Annotated in this window: 19 protein-coding genes; 4 read left to right on the forward strand and 15 right to left on the reverse strand. The window is 41.9% G+C overall.

Annotation, left to right across the window (positions count from 1 at the left end; translation table 11 throughout):
- Positions 1-124: 124 nt before the first annotated feature.
- Positions 125-2713: an ATP-dependent chaperone ClpB gene (clpB, locus tag DFR63_RS10695; protein WP_115885937.1), complete on the reverse strand. Its 2589-nt coding sequence runs from the start codon at positions 2711-2713 to the stop codon at positions 125-127.
- Between the two features lie 162 nt (positions 2714-2875).
- Here clpB and DFR63_RS10700 point away from each other — a divergent pair, with 162 nt between their 5' ends.
- The gene (locus DFR63_RS10700) at positions 2876-3700 is read left to right on the forward strand and encodes an undecaprenyl-diphosphate phosphatase (RefSeq protein ID WP_115885938.1); all 825 of its coding nucleotides are present in this window, start codon (positions 2876-2878) and stop codon (positions 3698-3700) included.
- A 48-nt stretch (positions 3701-3748) separates the two neighbouring features.
- Here the strand turns inward: DFR63_RS10700 and DFR63_RS10705 are convergent, their stop codons facing one another.
- On the reverse strand, positions 3749-4045 hold the full coding sequence (locus DFR63_RS10705; RefSeq protein ID WP_213810032.1) for a metal-sulfur cluster assembly factor: 297 nt from the start codon (positions 4043-4045) through the stop codon (positions 3749-3751).
- A 135-nt stretch (positions 4046-4180) separates the two neighbouring features.
- On the opposite strand from DFR63_RS10705, the gene DFR63_RS10710 reads away from it, so the two are divergent.
- The 3 genes from DFR63_RS10710 to DFR63_RS10720 are packed head-to-tail and all read left to right on the forward strand — an operon-like array spanning position 4181 to position 7197.
- The gene (locus DFR63_RS10710) at positions 4181-5002 is read left to right on the forward strand and encodes a Cof-type HAD-IIB family hydrolase (protein WP_115885939.1); all 822 of its coding nucleotides are present in this window, start codon (positions 4181-4183) and stop codon (positions 5000-5002) included.
- Between the two features lie 13 nt (positions 5003-5015).
- Positions 5016-5858, forward strand: coding sequence for a DegV family protein (locus DFR63_RS10715; RefSeq protein ID WP_115885940.1), 843 nt, complete (start codon positions 5016-5018; stop codon positions 5856-5858).
- Position 5859: 1 nt separating this feature from the next.
- Positions 5860-7197: a CoA-disulfide reductase gene (locus tag DFR63_RS10720; protein ID WP_115885941.1), complete on the forward strand. Its 1338-nt coding sequence runs from the start codon at positions 5860-5862 to the stop codon at positions 7195-7197.
- Positions 7198-7246: 49 nt separating this feature from the next.
- Here the strand turns inward: DFR63_RS10720 and DFR63_RS10725 are convergent, their stop codons facing one another.
- From DFR63_RS10725 to trpD, 13 genes are all read right to left on the reverse strand, one after another.
- A complete protein-coding gene (locus DFR63_RS10725) occupies positions 7247-8677 on the reverse strand; it encodes an alpha-amylase family glycosyl hydrolase (protein ID WP_115885942.1) in 1431 nt (476 codons plus the stop codon).
- A 162-nt stretch (positions 8678-8839) separates the two neighbouring features.
- Positions 8840-9226 (reverse strand): DUF1516 family protein, encoded by a 387-nt coding sequence (locus DFR63_RS10730; RefSeq protein ID WP_115885943.1) that lies wholly within the window; start codon positions 9224-9226, stop codon positions 8840-8842.
- Between the two features lie 54 nt (positions 9227-9280).
- The gene (locus tag DFR63_RS10735) at positions 9281-10171 is read right to left on the reverse strand and encodes a fumarylacetoacetate hydrolase family protein (RefSeq protein WP_115885944.1); all 891 of its coding nucleotides are present in this window, start codon (positions 10169-10171) and stop codon (positions 9281-9283) included.
- Between the two features lie 50 nt (positions 10172-10221).
- Positions 10222-11328 carry a DUF418 domain-containing protein gene (locus DFR63_RS10740; RefSeq protein WP_162842346.1) on the reverse strand — a complete coding sequence of 369 codons (1107 nt, stop codon included), beginning with the start codon at positions 11326-11328 and terminating at the stop codon, positions 10222-10224.
- Complete coding sequence (gene addA / locus DFR63_RS10745; RefSeq protein WP_115885946.1) at positions 11321-14776, reverse strand: helicase-exonuclease AddAB subunit AddA; 3456 nt, start codon at positions 14774-14776, stop codon at positions 11321-11323. The genes DFR63_RS10740 and addA overlap by 8 nt, the downstream gene beginning before the upstream one ends.
- On the reverse strand, positions 14769-18248 hold the full coding sequence (locus DFR63_RS10750) for a PD-(D/E)XK nuclease family protein (protein ID WP_115885947.1): 3480 nt from the start codon (positions 18246-18248) through the stop codon (positions 14769-14771). Before DFR63_RS10750 ends, addA begins: the two co-directional genes overlap by 8 nt.
- Before the next feature lie 71 nt (positions 18249-18319).
- Positions 18320-18850, reverse strand: coding sequence for a signal peptidase I (gene lepB / locus DFR63_RS10755; RefSeq protein ID WP_115885948.1), 531 nt, complete (start codon positions 18848-18850; stop codon positions 18320-18322).
- A gap of 12 nt (positions 18851-18862) precedes the next feature.
- Positions 18863-19462, reverse strand: coding sequence for a TVP38/TMEM64 family protein (locus DFR63_RS10760; protein WP_115885949.1), 600 nt, complete (start codon positions 19460-19462; stop codon positions 18863-18865).
- Positions 19463-19574: 112 nt separating this feature from the next.
- Entirely contained in the window at positions 19575-20363 is a 789-nt protein-coding gene (gene trpA, locus DFR63_RS10765) for a tryptophan synthase subunit alpha (RefSeq protein ID WP_115885950.1), read from the reverse strand.
- Positions 20356-21564, reverse strand: coding sequence for a tryptophan synthase subunit beta (gene trpB / locus DFR63_RS10770; protein ID WP_115885951.1), 1209 nt, complete (start codon positions 21562-21564; stop codon positions 20356-20358). Before trpB ends, trpA begins: the two co-directional genes overlap by 8 nt.
- Complete coding sequence (locus DFR63_RS10775) at positions 21564-22175, reverse strand: phosphoribosylanthranilate isomerase (RefSeq protein ID WP_115885952.1); 612 nt, start codon at positions 22173-22175, stop codon at positions 21564-21566. The genes trpB and DFR63_RS10775 overlap by 1 nt, the downstream gene beginning before the upstream one ends.
- Positions 22165-22941 (reverse strand): indole-3-glycerol phosphate synthase TrpC, encoded by a 777-nt coding sequence (gene trpC / locus DFR63_RS10780; protein WP_115885953.1) that lies wholly within the window; start codon positions 22939-22941, stop codon positions 22165-22167. The genes DFR63_RS10775 and trpC overlap by 11 nt, the downstream gene beginning before the upstream one ends.
- A complete protein-coding gene (gene trpD, locus DFR63_RS10785) occupies positions 22938-23981 on the reverse strand; it encodes an anthranilate phosphoribosyltransferase (RefSeq protein ID WP_115885954.1) in 1044 nt (347 codons plus the stop codon). Before trpD ends, trpC begins: the two co-directional genes overlap by 4 nt.
- Positions 23982-24464 lie beyond the last annotated feature (483 nt).

Here is a 24464-nt window from a genome sequence, read left to right on the forward strand (position 1 = left end):
GTTCATTCGTTGAATACCTTATGTTTGATTTCAAGAGAAAACTCCCCCTAAAGTAGTTTACTTTTTTAAGTGTCTACTTTAGGGGGAGCATATCAATCAAAGTTTCAGGAGGGTTTCATTTTATTTACTCGATATCGAATACTAATTCATCGTTTATATAGTCTGCTTTAATATGCAGTCCTTCTGTCATATCGGCTGCAATGAGTTTTCTTGCGAGCGGTGTTTCGATATGTTTTTGTATAAATCGTTTCAGCGGACGTGCGCCAAACTGCGGTTCATAGGCGCTTTCAGCTATCCAATTTTTAACGCTCTCAGTTACTTCTAGGGACATATGCTGTGCAGCAAGTCGTCTGTTTAAGTCTGCAATCAGACGGTCGACAATTGCACCCATATTTTTCTGAGTTAGTGGACTGAACATAACAATATCATCCATCCGGTTTATAATTTCAGGTTTAAAGTACTGATGCACTTCACTCATGACGATATCTTTCGTTTCATCGCTCAGTTCACCGTCGACAACTACTGTATCGAGCAGGTGCTGTGACCCGATATTTGATGTCATGATAATGATTGTGTTTTTAAAGTTGATACTCCGGCCTTTGGAGTCAGTCAGGCGGCCTTCATCAAGGAGCTGGAGCAGAATATTAAACACATCAGAGTGTGCTTTTTCCACTTCGTCCAGAAGAATAACTGAATAAGGCTGGCGGCGGATTGCTTCTGTTAACTGTCCGCCTTCTTCGTGGCCGACATATCCCGGCGGTGCTCCAATTAGTCTTGAGACCGAATGTTTTTCCATATACTCACTCATATCGATGCGAATCATATGTTTTTCTGAATCGAACATCGTTGCTGCAAGTGCTTTCGCCAGTTCCGTTTTCCCGACGCCTGTCGGTCCTAAGAACAGGAAGCTTCCGATTGGTCTGTCCGGGTCTTTAATACCCGCACGAGCTCTGATAACAGCATCGGCAACGAGATCAACCGCTTCGTCCTGGCCGACCACACGCTCGTGAAGTATATCCGATAATTTAAGCAGCTTATCTTTTTCTGTTTCGACGAGTTTCGTTACCGGGATACCTGTCCATTGGCTGACGATAAATCCGATTTCTTCTTCGGTTACGACTTCTCTGATAATACGATCTTCATCGACTGAATTTTCCATCTCTGTTTCGTATTCAGCGAGTTCTTTTTCAAGCTGCGGCAGTTTGCCGTGACGGAGTTCGGCGGCCCGTTCCAGCTCATAGTTATTTTCCGCTTCTTCCAGTTCCTGACGTACTTTATCGACTTCGGCACGCTTGTCATTTACTCTGCCGATTTGTTCTTTTTCTTTCTCTACTTTGTTCTGCAGTGCTGTCTGCTCTTCTTTAATATCGCTGAGTTCTGTCTGCAGTTCTGCCAGACGGCTGGCCGACACTGTATCTTTCTCGCCTTTTAAAGCCTGCTCTTCTATTTCGAGCTGCATTACGCGGCGGTTAATCTGATCCAGTTCAGTCGGATTAGAGCCCATCTCAGTGCGGATTGTCGCACTTGCCTGGTCCATTAAATCGATTGCCTTATCCGGTAAAAAACGGTCGGTAATATAACGGTCTGATAATTCTGCTGCCGCAACAAGCGCACGGTCGGTAATTCTTACACCGTGGTGCACTTCATAACGTTCTTTCAGTCCGCGGAGAATTGAAATCGTATCTTCGACGTCCGGTTCAGGCACCTGAACTTTCTGGAAACGTCTCTCAAGAGCCGAATCTTTTTCAATATACTCCCGGTATTCATTAATCGTTGTCGCACCGATACAGTGCAGCTCACCTCTTGCAAGCATTGGTTTCAGCATATTCCCGGCATCCATCGCGCCGTCTGTTTTACCGGCACCGACGAGCATGTGTATTTCATCGATAAAGAGAATAATTCTGCCGTCGGATTCTTTAACTTCTTTTAATACTGCTTTTAATCTTTCTTCAAATTCACCGCGGTATTTCGCTCCCGCTACAAGTGATGTTAAATCGAGTTCAAATACTGTTTTGTCGAGCAGGCTTTCTGGCACATCTTTACGCACTATGCGCTGAGCAAGTCCTTCGACGATTGCTGTTTTACCAACACCCGGCTCCCCGATTAAAACCGGATTATTCTTGCGTTTACGGCTCAGTATCCGAATCGTATCGCGGATTTCTTCATCCCGGCCGATTACCGGGTCTACATTGCCGTTTTTCACCTCTTCGACAAGGTCGCGTCCGTATTTTTCAAGTACTTCATATTGGTTTTCTGGATTTTGTGTCGTCACATGATTTCCTCCTCTGATTTTCTTAATGATTTCTTTAATAATGTCCGCTTTATTTCCAACTGCTTCTTTTAATATATTATCTTCTTCAAGAGCTGCTAAAAGCAGGTGCTCCTGTGAGATAAAGGAATCTTCCATGGCAGTCATCTGTTTTTCTGCTGTGCTGTAGAGCCGCGAAAAACTATTAGACATATAGACACCGTATTCAACGCCGTCTCCGGTTACTGCATTATAAGTTTTTAATTTCCTGTCGTATTCTTTAATAATATTTGCTGTATTAATGTTGGCACGTTCCAGTATATCTGCACTCATGCTTTCATCTGCTGTCAGCATAGCTTTTAATACTGCTTCCAGTTCAATGGACTGCAGTTTAAGCTCAACTGCATACTGCTGTGCACGTTCGATAATGTTTTGTACTTTTAAAGTCATTTTATTAATATCCAATTTACTTCACCTCAGCTAAGTAAAATTAAGGTCATATATGTTTGACCTTTTTTGACCATAATTTAATTATACTCTTTTTCTTCTTTAAATCAAGTAATTAATAGCAATATTGAGGAATTTATCATATATTTATTGATGGGTATTTAAGGAGGAATTTTAAAGTTGGATATTATCACTACTATTAAATATGTATTTTTAGGTTTGCTGCAGGGGCTTACTGAACCGATTCCAGTTTCATCGAGCGGACACCTGGTCATTGCACGTGAACTGTTCGGCATAGAAGCGACTGGTCTTTCGTTCGAAATATTTTTGAATACAGCTTCGCTGATTGCAATACTCGCTGTTTACCGAAAAGATATTATCAGTATTCTTCAAAATTTATGGAGATTTGTTTTTAAAGGTGCAAGAGATAACGATGCAGTGACCGATTTTAAATATACAATTTGTCTTATTATTGCTACGATTCCGGTCGGCGTTGCGGGTCTGTTATTAAAAGATGTAATCGGCGACAATATTTCTGTTGGTTTCGTCGGTGTTATGCTGTTATTTACCGGTCTTGCGCTCTGGTTTATTAAAAATAAACGCGGAGAAAAACGCGACGGTGACATCACTGTTAAAGACTCAATTATTGTGGGTCTCTCACAATGTATTGCCTTGACACCCGGGATCAGCCGCAGCGGAGCGACACTTGTCGGTTCTATCGCGGTCGGTTTAAGCCAGAAGAATGCACTGCGTTTTGTATTCCTTTTATATATTCCGGTTTCTCTCGGTACAGCATTAATTTCTGTTGGAGATATTGTTAACGACCCGAACATGAATACATTATGGCTCGCATATCTGCTTGCCTTTATCGTGACGGTTATCGCAACGTACTTTGCAGTAAAATGGCTGCAGAATATCATGCAGAACGGCAACCTGATTTACTTTGCTTATTATTGTTTTGCACTCGGCGCATTTTCAATACTGTATCAGTTAATATGGGCATAAAAAAGACCGCGAAGAATATCTTCGCGGTCTTTCCTTTTGTAAATAGATTTAGCTGACACCAAGTGCGATTTTTGCATAGCGTGTCATTTTGTCCTTATCCCATGGCGGGTTCCAGACGATTGCTATCTGCACATCTTTGACTTCAGGCAGTTCGAGCAGCGAGTGTTCTACCTGTCCCATAATTTGCGGTCCCATCGGGCAGCCCATTGAAGTTAAAGTCATTTCCACACCTGCGTTACCTTCGTCATCAAGGTTTACACCATAAACTAAACCAAGGTTCACTATATCTATACCAAGTTCGGGGTCAATAACATTCTCTAACGCACCGTACATGCTTTCTTCCATTGCTTTATCCAAACTTATCACTCCTTACTGTTGTGTATGTACCATAACTATAACAAAAATTATACATTCAATAAATATAAATGCTATTATTAAGAAGAATCATTTTAATTAAACACATACAAAAGGGAGATTTATATGGACAAGCATTTAATCTGTTTAGATTTAGACGGCACTTTGCTGACGGATGAAAAGACAATTACTCCGTTCACAAAAGAAGTGCTTACAACACTTAAGCAACAAGGGCACGAACTGATGATCTCTACCGGGCGTCCCTACCGGGCAAGTGTTCCATACTATAAAGAATTAAAAATGACGACTCCAGTCGTTAACTTTAACGGTGCATTTGTTCACCATCCGACCGATTTCAATTTCAAGATAAAACATGAAACTCTCGATCTTGATGTTACTAAAGAAATTGCAAAAAAAGTACCGGAACTCAATATAAAAAATATTGTTGCCGAAGTTAAGGATAATATATATATACACTATCACGACAGCGTACTGTTTGATGCTTTTAAAATGGGCGATCCTAAAATCAGCGTCGGCAATTTATACGAAACTGTAAATGAAGATGTCACAAGTATTCTCGTACAGGCTGAAGAATCTGAAATGCCTCACATACGGCAAACGCTTGATGAACTGTTTGCGGAAGTTATCGAACAGCGCCGCTGGGGTGCACCTTATCCAGTCCTTGAAATCATTAAAAAAGGTATCAATAAAGCTGTCGGTGTCGACTACGCCAGAGAGTTTTTAAATATTCCGGCGAACCGCACTATCGCTTTCGGTGATGAGGATAACGATACTGAAATGCTTCAGTATGTTGAGCACGGTGTTGCTATGAAGAATGCCATCGACGACATCAAAGGAATTGCAAACTACGTTACTGAAACAAACAACAACAATGACGGCATTGGTCATTTCCTGAATGACTTTTTTGACCTGCGCCTGAAATCTTAAGGGGGAAATAGTTATGAAACTTATAATCGACAGCTGTTCAGATCTGTCTCTCAGTAAAGCACAGGAACTTGGTGCTGACGTTTTACCTTTAACGATACAGATTGATGATAAAAGCTACCTTGACCAGTTTGAAATTACGAGCGAGGAAGTGATTCAGGCTATCAAAGACGGCAAGCGTCCGATGACCAGCCAGCCGAATCCGGATGCATTTGAAAAACTTTTCAAAAAATATACTGACCAGGGTGAAAGTGTTATTTACATCGGGTTTTCAAGCAATCTGTCAGGGACATTCCAAAGTGCTGTAATCGGCCGTGATCTAGTGCTTGAAGAAACACCTGACGCCGATATTACAGTTATCGACACGCAATCTGCGAGCTACGGTGCAGGACTGATTGTCGAGCGGACAGCCGAATATATTGCCGAGGGAGATGACAAGGAAACGATTATCAAGAAAGTTAAGTCGGACCTTGAATATATCAGACATCTGTTTACAGTTAACGATTTGAACTATTTAGCTGAAGGCGGCCGTTTATCTAAAGGCTCAGCCTTTCTTGGCGGATTGTTAAATATTAAACCGCTGCTTCATATCGAAGAAGGCAAACTGGTTCCTGTAGAAAAGCACCGCGGTATTAAAAAAGTATTCAAACGCATGGTCGAACTTGCAAATGAAGAAGGTGCTTCCGGCCATGGCCATATCGTTCATGCTGATGCAGAAAAATCTGCAAATGATTTAAAAAAGCAGCTGCTTGAAAAGACCGGTCTGGAAACAATTGATATTTCCAGTATTGGACCGACAATCAGTTCACATACAGGCGACGGCACCATCGCCCTTTTCTATTTTAAAGACGGTAAATAATATGACTAGAGTTATAGTAGTTGGAGGTGTAGCAGGCGGTGCCACTGCTGCATCTCAACTCCGCCGTTTAAATCCCGATATAGAAATTGTTATTTACGAACGCTACCGTGACATCAGTTACGGTTCCTGCGGCATGCCGTATTATATCGGCGGCGATGTTGAAAAATGGGACAGCCTTACGAATATGACACCTGAGAAATTTAGAGATAGAAATATTTTTGTGAAGACGGAACACGAAATCACTGCTGTAAATTCTAAAGAAAATACAGTTACTGTATACGATAAAAACAGCGATACAGAGTTTACCGATTCGTATGATTATCTAATTTTATCTCCCGGGGGCTCACCTAAAAAACTGCCTGCAGTAAAAGATGCAGCACAGACATTTTCACTGCATAAACTGGCAGATCTGGATTATATCGTGAAGTTTATAAAAGAGAATAATATTAAAGAAGCTGTCCTTGTCGGTTCAGGATATATTGGACTCGAAGTTACCGAGAACTTAACGAAGCGGGGCATTAAGGTCACAATGCTTCAGCGCGATGAACGGATTTATAAAAATATCGAAGCGGATATGAACGGAGTACTCTATGAAGCGATGACCGAAAAAGGAGTCACGCTGAAACTGAATACGGAAATTGACTATGTTGATGGCGGTAAAGCAGTATTATCAAATGGTGAAACGATCGATGCACCGCTTATTATTACAGGTGTCGGCATCACACCGAACACGGAGTTTTTAAACAGCTCAAACATTACTTTAAAAGACGGTCTTATTCCTATTAATAAAAACGGCCAGACGAATATCGATAATATATATGCGCTCGGCGACGCTGTGATGACTCACTTCCAGCATGTACCTGAGATGACTATCCAGTCCGCCCTGGCCTGGCCTGCTCACAGACTGGCCCATATTATTGCAAACCAGCTTGCTGGAGACCGTTCGATTACCCACGAAGGCCTGCTCGGCACAAACATTGTGAAGTTTTTCGATTATAATATCGCAACTTTCGGTTTATCGGAAAAAGATATCGCTGAAATTCCTCACTTTACAGTCGATCAGAAACAGAAAAATAAATCCGGCTATATGAAGGATGCCTCACCGATTCATATACGAGTCTATGTCTCAAAAGACAGTGGACTTATACTAAGAGCTGCAGTCGTCGGGACAGAGGGCGCTGATAAACGTATCGATGTCTTATCAGCCCATACCCGTCTCGGCGGCACGGTATACGACTTAATTAATATCGAAGTCGGATATTCACCGCCTTTCTCCAGTCCGAAAGATGTAATTAATATGGTCGGTTATAAAGCGATTGAAAAAGCTGAAGACTTATAAATATTAAAAGCCGCACTCCTTCAAAGGAATGCGGCTTTATTGTTATTTATTATTCTCTGTCTTTCATTCTTTTTGCTTTATTTTTTCTGCTGCGGCTCGCTGCCACCCAGACAAAGACTGCAAATATACCAAAGATTAAAACTGCTGCGTATAAGTATCCATTGTTAAAGCCTGCTTCTTCAATAATCGAATACAATTCTGTTTCTTCTCTGTCGAGCACGGTGATATATTCTCCGTCATGCGGGCGAATCATATCTCCAATGAGCATACCGCTCAGTACTTTCCCTTCTTCTTCAGCTGTCTGTTCTATCGTATTACTTTTTGTTTCAGCCGTATTGTTTACATTCAATATGTAATCAACATCAGCTGTATAATATTTAACCAAATATTGTCCGTCTTCGTTTAATATCGTCTCAGTTTCTGATTCCGGTGCCAGCATAATTTCGTGATTCCTGTAAACTACAGCGATGTTCTCAAGATACTCAATAACTTCCTTATCACTTCTGAAATCCATTTGCGGATGCACTTCCGGATAGCTGCTTCCGTTAAATGCAACTTCTGTGCCGTAGGTCATCGCACTCGGGCCGCGGTAGGCGTATAAATAGTTCGCCAGCTGCTGTATTCTTGTACCCGGAAACATATTTTGTTCAGCAGCACTGTGCGTGAACCTTTCTGAGAACCAGTGGTCTGCCATAATCAGCTGTTCATCTTCCGGAAATTCAGGAATTTCCTGATCAATGCCGCCGTATGTCTGTGCGAGATCAGCTCTGAATCCTTCTCTTGCTATAGTGTCAAATCCTTCAGCCGTTAATTCTTCAGTCGATAAAATCCCGTAAGTATCAATATTTTCAGGTAAAAATTCTTCAGCATTCAGTCCATCCTGATTCACAAACATGCTGATACCGTCAACATCGTAAGTATTTGTAAATTCCTGAACCATTGCACGGTATGTTTCCTGGTTGCCGGCATCATTCAGGTCGATAATCTCCCGCCCAATATCTTCATAATATTCTTCCTGGATATTATTAAATGCCGGTGTTTCCAGTGCTGTATAATCATCTGTTGCAACAGCAGGCATATCGACAATGACTTTTAACTCAAGTTCATGAGCTTCGGCAAGCAGTTTTTCAAAATCTTCCGGGCTGCCGTAGGCTTCGGAAATAGAGCCGTAATCTGTAACGTCATACCCGAGATAATCATCTTCGCCGCGCTCTGTTACCGGTGACAGCATAATTGTATTAAAGCCCATATCCTTAATATACTCGAGATATGGAACGATGCCGTCAAAATCCCCGCCATACGGATAAAAAGGGTCTCCGTCTTCTGTTACGCCGATGTCATTTGACGTATTATTATTTAAAAAGCGGTCGACAGTAATCATATAAATTCTGTCATATGTATTCTCTTCGGCTGATACTGTATGACTGCTCATAAACAGCACTGCCAAAATCATGCTCACAAGCGCTAGTATTCTCTTCATAATTTTATCCTACCTTTTATTCGTATAGTAATCAGTATACTAAATTTCAGTTCTTTAAGACTCCGTTTCACTAATTGTTCATAAATTTTATTTTAACACAGAACATATAAAATACCGGCCCGTTAAAATTTAACAGGCCGGCATTAAGATTATTCTTTTGTTTTAGAAGCTCAGCATGCCTAGAGGCAGCATCGCACCCATAATAACTGTCGCAATAATAAGTACAAGACAAACAATTAAAAGGCCGGTCGCTTTTCTGGAATTTTTCTTCAGTCTTACAATTGCCATTTCCATAAATCCAACTGAAAGAATACCAAGCAGTGCTTTAATACCATACTGCATGTGCGAACCTGCATTGCTGATGCCTTCCATATTACCGACGTAAACCATGATTCCGCTGAACAATACAAGCAGATAGAACACTCTCAGCACCATGTGCAGAATAAACGCCGGTTTGTTTTCAGCAGTATTATTCTTTTTGTACATAGCGTAAACAGCTATAAATAATATAAATGAAACAATAATAGCTGTCAGGTGTAAATGTAACATCGTCTGATTCCCCCTCTACATTAATGTTTCCTGTAGTAGTATATCATGGAATGTTTACTTAATGTGTGTCGTTAATGTTCCAATTCCGTCAATTGAAACACGTACTGTATCTCCCGCTTTTAAGAAGCCTGCCGGATCCATGCCCGCCCCGACTCCTGCAGGTGTACCTGATGCAATAACGTCTCCCGGCTGCAGTGTCACATATTTCGATAATTCTGCAACGAGTTCATCAATCTTTCTTACCATTAATGAAGTACTGCCGTCCTGACGGATTTCATCGTTCACTTTAGTAACAATTGTTGTATCCTGCGGGTTTGGAATTTCATCTTTAGTAACGATATAAGGCCCCATTGGAGTAGCCAGACTTTTCGATAAGAATGCCTGTTTGTGTGATTTCTGCAATTCCCTCGCTGAAATGTCATTGACAATCGTGTAGCCGTAAATATAATCATAAGCCATCGAGCTGTCTATGTTTTTTGCTTCTTTCCCGATAACGATACCGAGTTCCCCTTCATAATCCAGCTGTTCAGTCACATCGCTGTACGAAGATATTGTATCCTCATCACCGACGAGACTTGAGTTTGCTTTTGTGAAAACATACAATTCAACTTCACTTTTCATCTCTTCAGTGTGCGCTTTAAAGTTGCGGCCAAAGCCGATTGTGTTATTCGGCGGTTTAACCGGCGCCATAATATTAATATCTTCAAACGGTGCCTTGTACTTATCTGCATTATCAGACGCTTCTGCACTTTCAACAAGCTTTCTGACAAGTTCCTGAAAATCCAATGTGTGGTACTCAGTAATACCTTCGAGCAATGTTCCCGGATAATCTTTAACATCACTGAAATCCTGGAATAAGAGCGGAATAATCCATGCACTGTCTTCACGTTTTACTTTGACACCATAATAATTCTTGTCTTCATATTCAAAAGTTAAAAATTTCATTGGACAATCTCCTTTGTTTTCTTTCATACAGTATAACAAATATTATTTAATTATTCCCGCTTCATTTTCTTATTTGTCTGAAAAGTCTGTTCTAGCGCCTGAATATTATAGGCAGCCATCAGATTTGCAAAGATAATAAGCAGTATATAAATTGCCGAAACGATGAACAGCAGCATTTGGATTGAAATCTGTCCGTACATCGCTATACCAAAACCATAAAATACGAACATCATCAGAATATTGAATAATATATAGGAAGTTAATCCGTATTTACCCAGATTGTAAAACAGCGTAAACACCGGTTTTGGAACAGCGTCAGCAATATAGACAAGTATCATAAAATAACCGATCGCTGTAACAGGACCGCCGAAGCCTTCACCGAGGGTTTTTCCTGTAATTGTACCGAGAGAAAGCACCTGCAGAAGCTTTACAGCGATACCGCCGGCGAGGAGCACCATAATGATGCCGCCGCTTATATACGGACTGTCTTTAATAAAGCCCGTAAAATTCAATTCTTTTAAGGCAATGCCGAGAAGCACTGACGGCAGAATTACAAAAACTGCGTTAAATATTCCGTCTGTACCGATTCCTGTCAGTATATCAATATTCATATTGACCATTGCCAGATAATCCGTGCTCCTGTAGGTGCTGATAAATTCATTCACCTGCTGAATACCTGAATACATGTGCTGAATATTGGAGTTCAGTCCTGTAATAATTTCAAGCACAACATTAAACATTAAATGCAGCGCAAATAATATAAGCGATGCGGCAAGTGTTATAATCCAGTGGCGTCCCACAAATATTAAACCGATAAATGCCATTAGTATTACAAAAGGCAGCTGGTCAAAACCAAAGATCAGGCCAGCATTCAGACTCAAGAGTACAAACGCAATAACAAGTACCTTAACCAGATGTTTTTTGCCTGTATAGCCGTACTGGCTGAGAAGATAGCCGATTATAATACTGATAAGCGGTATAACAGAACCGCCAGTAATAATATCGACGATATTAAAAACGTTCAGATCCCCGCCGAAGAAATATTCGAACGGATTGATTTCATTAAGCGGCATCATAAAATACTGCCCGCTGTGTATAAATAGTAAGAACAGCGACACTCCGCCGATAAAATAAATGTTTCTATTTGAATTATTCAACTGGAATCGCCCCATAATCAAAAAAGTAAAGCACGGCTGTTACCGGCTTGTTAAGTGATGCCATTGCTGATTTCGTGTAAATATCCATCTGTGTGCTGTATCTTTCACGAAGATCTCCCTTTGTTAAATTCGTTCCTTTAACACGGTCTGTCTTGTAATCGATAATAATGTAATGATCTTCATATTCTAAAAGACAATCTATAATACCTTGAACAATCTGCTCGGGATGCTCCGCATAGCCGATTGCTTCTTGACTCATTATAAATGGCAGCTCCGTATAAATCCCCTCTTGTTCATTCAAAAGATCATTCATCATCTTATCATTGAAGAACCGCACTGCATTTTCCTTCATCTTTTTAATATGCACCGTACTGAGAAGTTCATAATTTTCACTATAGTTATCGATGAGCGCATCAATATAGGCGGTTTTTGCACTGTCCTCCATGACGCTGAGCGTCTGCCACTGGTGTATAATATGCATCATCATTTCGTGCATAATCGTCCCGAAAACCGGCGCTTCCAGTGAATTCTGAAGAAAATTCGGCTCGCGCAGATTTACTTCACTTGTATGGCTGATAAACTCCGCGTCATCCGGAATCGTTTCATTTCTGCGTTTAATAGAAGTGACCGATTCCTTAGTGGTTACTTCGGTATCATCAGGATCGGGGTAAGTATAAAATAACCGTTCCCGTACTTCCGGGATAATATCTGCTTTAAGCGCATCGATATCTTCGAGATTTGCGTATTCCGTCCGCTCATTTTCTTCTCCGGCCCGAAATTCTGTTTCCTTAACTTCAATATATGGAACCTGTGCCTGCATAACGACAGGCGCTAAAAAGTCCATGGCCGATTTCAGCTCCGCGCGTCTTTCAAAAGAAGGTTTTTCCATGCTGCTGAAATCATATTTATATTCCGCCTCACCTTTAAACATGAGCGGCAGATACAATTTCTCCTCCGCTCTTGTCAGCGCAACGTAAATCAGCCTTAATTCTTCACTCAGCTGCTCAATATTCAGGAAATCATTAGCAGCGAAGCCGTGAATACTGTCGTAATGGTAGTTCAGTTCATCATTAAAATTGTTAAAAACAATTCCAAGTTTCGGATGAACATAAACACGCGTCACTTTAGTGAGCGTATAGTTCTGTTTCAAATCGGCATAAATAACATGTTTAAACTCGAGTCCCTTGGAGCTGTGAATGGTCATCACACGTACCGCATCATCTGTATTCTCAAGCGAACCTTCTTCACCAAAATCCTTGCCTTCGGAAATTAAGAAATCAATGTAGCTGATAAACTGATATAAGCTTGTATTATTCATCGACTGAAATTCCAGTGCTCTGTCAATCAGTCCATTCAGGTTAGCCCGTCTTGCTGAACCGCCGGCCAGACCGCTGAAAAATTCAAGTATATTCAGCTCAAAAAATATTTCCGAAATGAGTTCCGGCACACTTAAATATTTGGCATGAAGTTTAAGTTCACTAAATGTACTGATGAATTCTTCGGTTTTCCTTAATATATTTTCGTCACCGCTGTATTCAGTCAAAGCCTCGTATAAATATTTTTCTTCGGAAGAAATGCGGATTTGAGCAATTTCCTCCTCGCTGAAACCGAACATCGGCAGCCGCATCACACCTGCCAGATGATCATCCTGCAGCGGGTTGTCTATAAGTGATAATATGCTCCGCATCGTTAAAATTTCAAACGTTTCAAAATATCCTTTATTAATGTCGATGCTGACAGGAATATCCGCCTTCTGGAATTCATGGCGCATGACGTCAGGCGCGAAGCGGTTTCTGTTTAAAATAACGATATCCTGATAAGCCGCGCCCCTTTTATACAGATCCTGCACGAGTTTAACAATCTGTTTAATTTCAAGCTCATCCGCTTCTCCGGATTTTAAACTCTTATCGTATATAACCGGCAGCACCTCAACAGGCGATTCGGGTTCTGCTGCCTCGATACCCTTAATCAGTTTTTCTTCATCCGTGTAATCAATTTCCCCAAGATCTTTATCCATAATATTTTCAAATATTAGATTTGTGGCATCGAGGATTTCTGCGCGTGAACGGAAGTTTCTGTTCAGCTGAATGAGTGTACCGCTGCCATCTTTACTAAAACGTTCGCTTTTGTCGATAAATAAATCCGGGGCAGCCTGTCTGAAACGGTAAATAGACTGTTTAACGTCACCGACCATAAACAGATTGCCATTCTCTTCTCCCCCGGACTTTAAGAGCTGGATAATCGCTTCCTGCACCCGGTTAATGTCCTGGTATTCATCAATCATAATTTCTTTGAACTGCTCTTTGTAGCGGTTCGCAATTTCTCTGTCATCCGCAGTTAAAATATCAAGCGCATAATGTTCATAGTCGTTGAAATCCATCTCCCCTGCCGACTGCTTATCTTTCTTGTACTCGCTAATTACGTCCATGGCAATGCTGATCAGCTGATTATTCATGCCGTTCAGCGGACTGAGTTCCGCTCTCACATCTAAAAGCGTGTACTGCTTCAGCTTGCCGAGTTCCTGATACAAAGCGTTTGCAGGTTTATTATAGCGTTCATTTAAATCATTGCCGAAAGCTGCAGCACCTTTAATAAATGCATTTGTGCCTGTGACAAGCTTTGCCGGCGGAAGTTTAAAGTACCCTTCACGGCTGAAAGACTCGAGCGCCTGCAGCACATACTTGTGCATCACAGCCAGTTTTTCGTAGGCATCATCAACCGCTTTCTCTTTTAAATCCTCATCGCGTTCGGCATTATCATACTCCGCTTTAAGCGTATAAAGATCCTCATCCAATTTCTTTAATTTACGGCCGATAACTGCTCTATAGCTGTCCAGAATCTCCGTCAGTTTATCTTCTGATATATACTGGTCAAACATGCTTCTTAGAAAAAGATCGGGCTCCTTCGTGGCGACTGCAACATGATAAAGGTCTGAGACAAGCTTATGAAGAGCAGCGTTATCCTTATTGCTGGTCACAAACTGATCAAGCTTTAAAAAGTCCTCATCAGCATTAACGTAAAATTGCTCCAGCACATTCGTAATTACTCTCTGCAGACGGATTTCCGACTCGACCTGGCCGAGTGTACGCATATCAGGGGGCAGCCCGATTGCATTATAATGCGTCTGGATTAAGTACAGACAGAAACTGTGCAAGGTCGATATATGCGCATCGTTCAGTTTAATAATCTCTTCTTTTAAGCGCGGATCAGGCGTTTCATTATAAGTCTCGCGGAGCGCCCGTTCGATTTTATCCTTCATATCTTTTGCGCTCTTATTAGTAAACGTTGAAACGAATACTTCATCTATAGAATAATTACCTTCGATAATATTCTGTTTAATGCGTTCAACGAGCACTGCTGTTTTCCCTGATCCCGCAGCTGCGGATACTAAGACATCCGAGCCTTTTGTCTCGATCGCTTTAGTTTGAGCTTCGGTAAATTTAACCATCGTGAACCTCGCTTTCAAATGCTTCGATATCCTCGTCCGTAATACGGTTCGTCCGGTAATCTTCTGCATTGATTAATTTATCTATATGGCAGGCTGCTTTAAAATCACAAAACTGGCAAGGCAGGCCGCCGTTTGTATCGATTGGGTTCGCAAGCGTGTGCCCATCGTAGATTTCATCTGTCGCAGTTTTAAACTTCTCCATCACGTAAAGAGAATAATGTTTGAATATTTCTTCCGACAGCACCCGTTTTTTAGAATGACTGTTAAAAGTACCGTCTTTTTTCTCCTGCAGCGGAAAGTATTCATTAATATTTTCAGTCTCTTCAATTAAATTTTCAAGCCCTTTGTTGCCGTCAATATTCGATACAGTACTGTCTGCAACGAACAGACCTTTCGGTTTCAAGGCACTCTGGCGTTCTTTGTGTGCTTCATCAGCATCTTCTGCTTTAACTTTCGGTTCGTTAACATGGTAAAAGAGCATCGAGTTCGGGAAAATCTCACCGCCGAGCAGCTCTTCTGCTCGCTCCATCAGCACGTACATATACGTAATAATCTGCAGTTCGACGCCGTTCAGCACATCCGCCTTTCTTAAATCCCGGGCGCTCGATTTATAATCGATAATATTGACATACACTCTGCCGTCTTTTTTATACGTATCCACCCGGTCTATTTTACCGCGCAGAATAATTTTCTTACCATTTGGACTGGTGAGAATCAGCTCGCCCAGTTCATCTGATTTTTTGCCGAATACCGCTTCGATCAGCGTCATTTTATAATTTCCGAGCTTTTCAATATCTTTCATAAAGAGCAGGGTGGTCGTAATCGCCTGCACTGCTTTTTCCTTCAGCGATAAATAGTATTCCGAGCGTTCAAATATGCCGTAACTGATCGTTCTGAGTACCGTGTCCACCGCATTTTTTACCGTACTTTTAATAATGTCATCATCGTGCTGCAGCGTCATCCCGAGATCTGCTGCAACTTTTTCCAATGCATTATGATAAAGGTTACCGATTTCAAGCGGTCTTACCGTATGATTCTGTCTGACATTGAGCTTCAGGCCGTAATTTGAAAAATGCTGGAAATTACAATTGAAATATGACTGAAAGCGCGACACACTGGCTTTCATTTCTGAGCCGTACAGCGCTTCTGCGGTCGCGCTGTTAATTTCCCGCGCTTTATTATCATAAGTCAGGTTTCTGGTCAGACGGTTAATTACCGCCTGTCTGTCTCCAGATTTAAGCAGCTGATAGACAGAGATAAAGTGTCTGTACTGCGGCACACTGCTTAAATCATGAAGATATTCTTTGCCGGTTGACATTAGCTGGCGGAGTTTAAAATGTTCCAGTGCTTCCATGCTGCGCAAGCTTGAAATCAGCCGGATTGAATTTTCCACGTCGTAATGCGCTGTTTTCCTGTAAGTAAAGTTCAAGACCCGTTCATCCACAGCAGGCAGAAATTCTGCAACAAACGGGCTGATTTTAGTCGCTTCTTTGTTTTGCAGAGTCGATGACCAGCTGATAAACAGTCCTTCTGTCGGACGTGTGACACCGAGATAAAAGACAAAGCGTTCATCCTGTGCAAGTGTTCTTGCGCTTGGTGACAGCGTAATGCCCCTCGTTCCGAGAACGAGTTTTTCTTCATCTGTCACTATCGTCGTGCTGCGGGATTCCTGGGGCATTACATTATAGTTCATACCTATTATAAAAATATATTTTTTATTTTCCACTTTAGCAAGGTCGAGCAAACCGACAATTACCTGGTCTATCGTTGCAGGTCTCGTATTAAATGTGGCAGTTTTCAAGCCGTCTATAAACGTTTCATAAAACAGGAAGAACTCGGTTTCCTTATCTTTGAAAACTGTATAACTGTCATCCAGCAGACGGATGAATAAATTATAAGACTGCTCAGTTTCGTTTCTCAGACGGACGTCGGTTTCTTCGAGCTCATGTATTTCATCTTCCAGTTTAATTAATATACCGTTATCCACGATAAAGCTGTAGATTGCCGTAATGTAATCTTTTACCGTTGTTCCCGCATCCAGAGACTTGAAAAATTCCCTGAGCCGGCTGATTTGTTTATTTTTATAATCGATCATTTCGCTCAGAGATTCAGAATTATCAATCCGGTCAATCATGCCTTCTGCATCCAGACGGTATTCAATCTGAAAGCGTTCATCGTCGAACAGTTCAGTACCCGTCAGACCGCGCTCGATAATAATATTCTCGAGATGGGCGAGCAGTTTATCGTCGTCTCCGCTGTTTAAGTAGCCGGTTTTCAGAACATTCAGGAATGACGAACTCTGAAAACGGCTTTTATAACATTCAAGCAGAGCAATAATAAGCTGGGTAAAAGGGTTGCAGTGCATATAATGATCGGCATCCATATGATAAGAAATGTCAAATCTCTTAAATGTTGTTTTTATATATTCCTCATAAGCCGCATCCCGGTAAAGAATACCGATATCGGAATATTTAGCGCCTCTTTCCCGGACCAGCGTTTCAATATTTCTTGCGGTTTCAATGACTTCCTCCTGCACAGACGGTGCTTCAGTAATAGTAATCCCATCGAAGTTTGTCATCTTTTTACCAGTTGTAATATATTTCTCAAGCTGGGTCAGGCCGGTGCGTTTTGCTCTCAGAAATTCGTCATCGAAATGCCGGAATTCTACATAATGCTCACCGAACAGTTCCTGCAGCCGGGTTACCACCGCTTCAGTTTTTCTGAACAGGAGAACATCCCTTACCCCCTGCTCGCTGTCATCTGATTTACGGTGCGTTAAAAGCAGGTTAATCTGAGCCACTTTCTTTTCAAGCGCATAGATTAAAGCAAATTCACTTTCGGTAAAGTTATGAAAGCCGTCGATATATATCGTCGCTTTATTTAAGGTGCGTATATTGTCTGTCCGGCTGATATCATCGATAAAATTCTGAATCATATTTAAATCTTCTATATTATATTCCGCAATCTGTTCACTCCATCTGGAATATATTTTATTTAAATCTTCATATTTTTCCGTCGTTCTGCCTCTCTCAAACTGCAGGTTATTTAAATCTTCAGGATTAACGTTGTAAGCTCTGAATTCTGTAATCTGCTCCAGTACTTTTTCTGAAAATTTTATATAGCCGCCGGATGTCTGATAGTAATTTAAAAATTCTTTCATATCGTTCATCAGCTTATGCATGAACATAACATGGCCCGCCTCGGACAGAGATTCTTTCTCGGGCTGTCCGAGTTCGTTGTAAACATGCCACATCAGACGCGTAAAACTGAAGACGCTTGTCCGCATACTGCCGGTAACCAGACCATCTTCCGGCTGGGTAATCAGCTGCTCATAGCTCAGCGTGTTCTGCGTCGGCGTAACGATATATATATTCGAACCGAGCGGTGAATCTTTCGTCAGTTCTTTTATTTCATCAAACATACTGCTTGTTTTACCGGTACCGCTCGTACCGGTCCATATGGTAATCCCCATCCATTATGCCTCCCCGCTTGAATAAAGGAGATATTAGATTCTCTAATATCTCCTTTTGATAATATTTATAATTAAAAATCAATAGCAATCTCATTCAGCGGCCAGAATCTCAGCTGTACTTCACCGATAATTGCATCCTCTGTAATTAAACCGAAGTCTCTTGAGTCACGGCTTATCGGACGGTTATCCCCGAGTACAAGATAATGCCCTTCAGGAATGGTGTCTCCTTCAACGCCGAGATCACTGAGAGTAAAGTTATCCATATACGATTCACCCTGATGCACCACGTAATCTTCCTGCAGCGGTTCGCCGTTTAAATAAACTGTTCTGTCAATCATCTCAACAGTGTCGCCGGGTACGCCCATAACACGTTTAACATAAGCTGAATCTTCCCCTGAGTTGAAGACGATAACATCATCCTGTTCGATATCTGTTAGATCATATATAAATTTGTTAACGACGACTCTGTCGCCGTCTTCCAGCGTCGGATCCATACTGAGCCCGTCGACTGAAAATGAAACGAAGAGAAATATTCTGATTACAGCAATTACAGCGATTGCGATTATTATAGCAACTGCCCATTCGCGGATTTCTTTTGCCAATTACGACACCTCTTATTTTTTCATTTTTCTTTCCAGGTACTTCTGATACCATTTGGACAGAAGATAAAGTACTGCTAAAAATACCAATGAGAGTATAAGTTTTACCGGTGAGTCAAAAAACGAAGTTATGTCATAACCGACGAGTGTCATCGATAATATCATAATAAATTTCGACGCTAATAATATATATAAGTATACATGTCTTCTGACATTAGATAAAGCTGTGATAACGTTCACGACCGATGACGGTGTAAACGGCAGCGACAGCAGAATAAATAAAAATGTAAATCCGCGCTCATCGATAAATTTAAGCATGCGGTTAAGTTTTTCATGTTTTTCTATATATCTCTGAGCCGGCTTTCTGAACAAGCTGCGGACTGACAGAAACACTAAGTAACTGCCGGCAACACTCGCAGTATAACTGACAAGAAAACCGATAATAACACCGTAGGAGTTAATATTTAAAATCACGATGACTACCAGCGGCAAAAACGGCAGAAAAGACTCGATAAATACGAGCAGAAAACCGATGATAAAACCCAGGTCTTCAAATTTTTGAAATAACATTTCTATTCCCTGTTCAGTCGTCAAAAGATCAATTAATTCATTCAAGTGTTTTCCCTCACTGTAAAAATACTAAAAGACTATATTCGTAATATAGTCTTTTAGTATAGAATATCAAATTATTTTCACTTATTATAACACGATTAATGACGATTTATCGTTATTTAGCATGACCCGCATGCTTTTTCGGGATCAGATTTTTAATTTTTTCTTCTTCGCAGCGGTGAAACATTTCCACAATTTCTGATCCGACAATCACTCCGTCACAATGTTCACCGAGCGCTTTGGCAGCATCTGCAGAAGTAATGCCGAAACCTGCACAGACAGGCACCCCGGATTTACTTTTAATGCGTTTCAAATTATCAAATACTTCTCCGCTGTAGCCGGCTCTTTTGCCGGTCACTCCGTTAACTGTTACCGCATATATAAAACCTTCCGCTTCGTCTAGAATATGTTCGAGCCTCTCGTCTGACGTCGTTAAGGTCGCGAGACGGATAATTGCAATACCGGCAGCGTCAAGTTCATTTTTGAGCTCCGGCTCTTCTTCGAGAGGAACATCCGGCACGATTACTCCGCTGACACCGGATGCTTCTGCATCTTTTGTGAACTCCCGGAGGCCATAATGAAATACTGGATTATAATAAGTCATCAGCACATACGGCACCTTGATATCATCTTTAATTTCGCGAAGCTTTTTGAGAATCTGACGGAGGCTGACGTTTTCTTCCAAAGCACGGATGCCCGCCTTTTGAATAACAGGACCGTCTGCTGCCGGATCACTGAAAGGAATGCCGATTTCAATCAGATCCACCCCTGCGTCTATCAGCGTTTTAATCTTGTACGGAAGTGTATCGAGGCCGCCGTCTCCTGCCATAATATAAGCAATAAACGCTTTATCATCCGTTCCCTTCAGCTTCGCAAACATTTTTTCTATACGCTTTTTAGTCATTTTTTCCCGCCTCCAGTTCTGCTTTAACCATTTCAACATCCTTATCGCCTCTGCCTGACAGTGATACGACAATAATCTCATCTTCAGGAAGCTCAGGCGCAATTTTCATTACATAGGCAAGCGCATGAGAACTTTCAAGCGCCGGAATGATACCTTCGGTTCTCGATAATTCCTGGAACGCTTTCAGCGCTTCTTTATCAGAAGCGTATTCATAACTCGCACGTTTCGTATCGAACAGGAAACTGTGCTCTGGCCCAATACCGGGATAATCAAGACCGGCAGAAATTGAGTGCGTCCCCTGCAGCTGGCCGTTGTCATCCTGCAGCATATGCATTTTTGCACCGTGGGCAATACCTACAGAACCTCGGTTGATTGCAGCTGCGACTTTACCGCTGTCAATACCGTTCCCTGCTGCCTCGACGCCGATTAATTCAACATCTTTATCTTCAATAAAATTAAAAAACATTCCCATCGCATTGCTGCCTCCGCCGATACAAGCAACGACTTTATCCGGCAGGCGACCTTCTTTGTCTAATATTTGCGCTTTTGCTTCTTTAGAAATAATACTCTGGAAGTCACGCACTATTTGAGGGAAGGGATGCGGACCGAGCGCCGAGCCAATAACATAATGTGTATCTTCCATATGCTGAACCCAGTATCTCATCGCTTCGTTCACCGCATCCTTAAGGGTCGCTGTCCCCTGGTCGACTGTAATCACTTCTGCACCGAGCAGCTCCATTCTGAATACATTCAGTTCCTGGCGTGCAGCATCTTTTGCACCCATGAATACTTTGCACTCCAGCCCGAGCAGGGCTGCGATTGTTGCGGTTGCTACACCGTGCTGGCCTGCGCCTGTTTCTGCGATGACCTTCGTTTTACCCATATATTTAGTCAGGAGTCCCTGGCCGATTGCATTGTTAATTTTATGAGCACCGGTGTGGTTTAAATCTTCGCGTTTTAAATATATTTTCGCACCGCCAAGTTTTTCGGTCAGCCGTTCTGCATAATACAGCGGATTCTCCCGGCCGACGTATTCTTTCATCAGGTAATCAAATTCACGCTTAAATTCTGGATCTTCCTGTGCATTTTTATATGCTTCTTTTAATTCTTCTAAAGTGGCAATTAACGATTCTGCAACGTAAGTGCCGCCGAACTCGCCGAACTTCCCGTCTGTGTCGGGATATTTATATGTTTCTATCATTATTCTTCACCTCTGATAATTTTTATAAAATCTGCAATTTTTTTTGAATCTTTGAAACCGTCTGTTTCAACTCCGCTGGAGACGTCAATTAAAGCAGGTGCTACCGCAGCTGCAGCCTTGCCGACGTTGCCGGGATTTAAACCGCCTGCGAGAGCGAGCCTTGATTCCTCAATCTCACTAAACGGCAGTTCGGACCAGTTAAAGGCAACACCGCTGCCGCCGTAGTACTTTTCTCTAGGGCTGTCGATCAGTATATATTCCGCAGGGAAATCGAAGCGTTCTTTGTATGATAATTTTGAGTTTGAAGGAAAGGCTTTGATAGCACGGCTTTGATACTGTCCGACAAAATCTTTATCCTCATCTCCGTGAAACTGTATATAGTCGAGTCCCGCATCGTTTAAAGCCTCATCCACTTCTTCTTTCGCCGGATTAACGAAAACGCCGACCGTTTTAATACCTGTTCCTTCCAGACTGTCTGTAATTTCTTTAACTGTATCAAGACTGATCCGGCGTTTACTCGGTGCCAGCACCATGCCGATAAAGTCCGGTCTTTCCTGAGCAACAAGCTGTGCTTCTTCGACGGTTTTAATACCGCAGATTTTAACTTTCATATACTTTACCCGCTTTCAGTTCCCTAATTTTTTCTTCGATGCTCGCTGCACGCATTAATGATTCCCCCACCAGCATGCCCGACGCGCCCGCATGCTTCATGCGCTCTGCGTCTTCTCCAGCATGAATGCCGCTTTCGGCGATGAAATGAATATCATTTGTGCCGTATTTCCGTAGCAGATCCTCTGTATTGCCAATATCGACAGTAAACGTTTTTAAGTCTCTATTGTTGATACCGATAATTTCAGGTGAAATTTTGAGTGCCCGTTTCAATTCCTCTTCGTTGTGCACTTCAACGATAACGTTTAAATCAAGTGAACTCGCGTAATTGTAAAGTTTCGATAGAGCATCATCATCGAGGATGGTCACGATTAACAGAATGATATCCGCACCGTGATTATAAGCCCGGCTAATCTGCCTTTTATCGATAATAAAATCCTTGTTCAGCACCGGAACATCGACTGTTTGTGCAATGGCTTCCAAGTCATCAAAGCTCCCTTTAAAAAACCGGCTTTCTGTCAGGACACTGACGGCATCTGCACCGCCTCTGACGTATGATTCCGCCTGTGTGAGAGGATCCATGACTGCATTGATATCGCCTTGTGAAGGAGAGGCGCGTTTTACTTCGCTGATCAGAGCGATGCCGTTATTCCGGTTAAGGCTCGCCGTAAAGTTCCTCGGTTTTTCTCTTGTAATCAAATCGACTTCAGCCGGATATCTGAGCAGCTCTTCTTTTTTTACTTCCACAATGTCATCAAGTATCGTCATTTGTCTGCCTCCTCATTGTTTTTAATTACTTCCTGCAGCTTAGCGTATGCTCTGCCGGATTCCACTGCTTCTCTTGCTGCCTGAATACCCTTGCTGACAGATTTTGCTTTGTCAGCCACAAAGAGTCCGATACCTGCGTTTAACAGTACAGTTTCCAGCTGTGCGCGGGTCGCTGTGCCCTGCAGCACTGCTTCCAGAATTTCCTTATTCTCCCGGCCGTCCCCGCCTGCAATATCGCTTTTGTCGCACAGTGTTAAGCCGTAGTCCGTCGGATCAATCACAACTTCTTCTATTTCCCCGCCTCGTAAAAATACGAGGTGATTGTCACCGAGCAGAGTCGCTTCATCCATATGCCCCGCACCGTTCAATACAACGGCATTTTCACGTCCGAGACGCTTCAGCACCTGTGTAATCGTAAGCAGTTTTTTACGATCGTATATGCCTAAAAACTGATAATCAAGATTCAGCGGGCTGATGCACGGTCCGATAAAATTAAATACTGTCGGACGTTTCAGTGTCTGTCTTACTCTCATAATTTGTCCCATCTTCGGATGTACATGCGGTGCGCTTAAAAATGTAATATTTGATTCGTTAAGTTCGTGTGCCACTCTTTTAGCATCAAAGTTTAAATTCACACCGAGCGACTGCAGTACATCTGAACTTCCAGTCTTGCTCGTCACACTCTTGTTGCCGTGTTTCGCAATTGTTACACCGCAGCTTGCAAGGACAAAAGCAGAGGTCGTCGATATATTGAAACTCTGTGAGCGGTCTCCGCCCGTGCCGCAGTTATCCATGACTTTATCATTTACGTCCGGAATATCTTTCGCATATGACTTCAGCACTTCGGCAATCGCTGTAATTTCATCCACTGTTTCACCTTTATCACTTAGAGCGACGATAAATTCCCGCAGCTCGTCATCTGTTACTCCGCCATCCAGAACTTCAGTAAAAAACTCGTGCATTTCTTTATATGTTAAATCTTTTCCATTTTCCACTTTCGCTGTCGCTGCTTCAGTTACCGTCGTAATATTTAATGTCATAATATATTCCTCCTTAAAATTAAAAATCCTCCATGACTTATTGTCATGGAGGACGATGTTAACCGCGGTACCACCTCTGTTGAAACTTTCGCTTCACTCTAATGTATAACGGCATTACCCGGGCAGAATTTAAAACTGGAACCCAATTCACTGCAGAACACGCTGCCGGCTCCCACCAAATCCGGCTCTCTGTGAAACGTAAAACTGCTGCTACTATATCCCTCTGCTGATATTAAATTAACGTAAAAAAATTCCCGTGCTTAATATAAAATATTAAGGACGGGAATCCGCGGTGCCACCTGTATTGACCGGTTAAAACCGGTCCGCTCATGAAAATTATATTTAATTAATTGTTTATAAAGAAGTCCATTCACATATATGAAATACCGGTTCACAGCGCCACCGGCTCTCTTTGAAATCAATATATGGTACTACTCTTCTTTCGAATTGATTTTAATACTAACAAGATAAAAATAAAAATGC

Source organism: Jeotgalicoccus halotolerans (assembly GCF_003387165.1).
In the GTDB taxonomy this organism is placed as follows: Bacteria; Bacillota; Bacilli; order Staphylococcales; family Salinicoccaceae; genus Jeotgalicoccus; species Jeotgalicoccus halotolerans.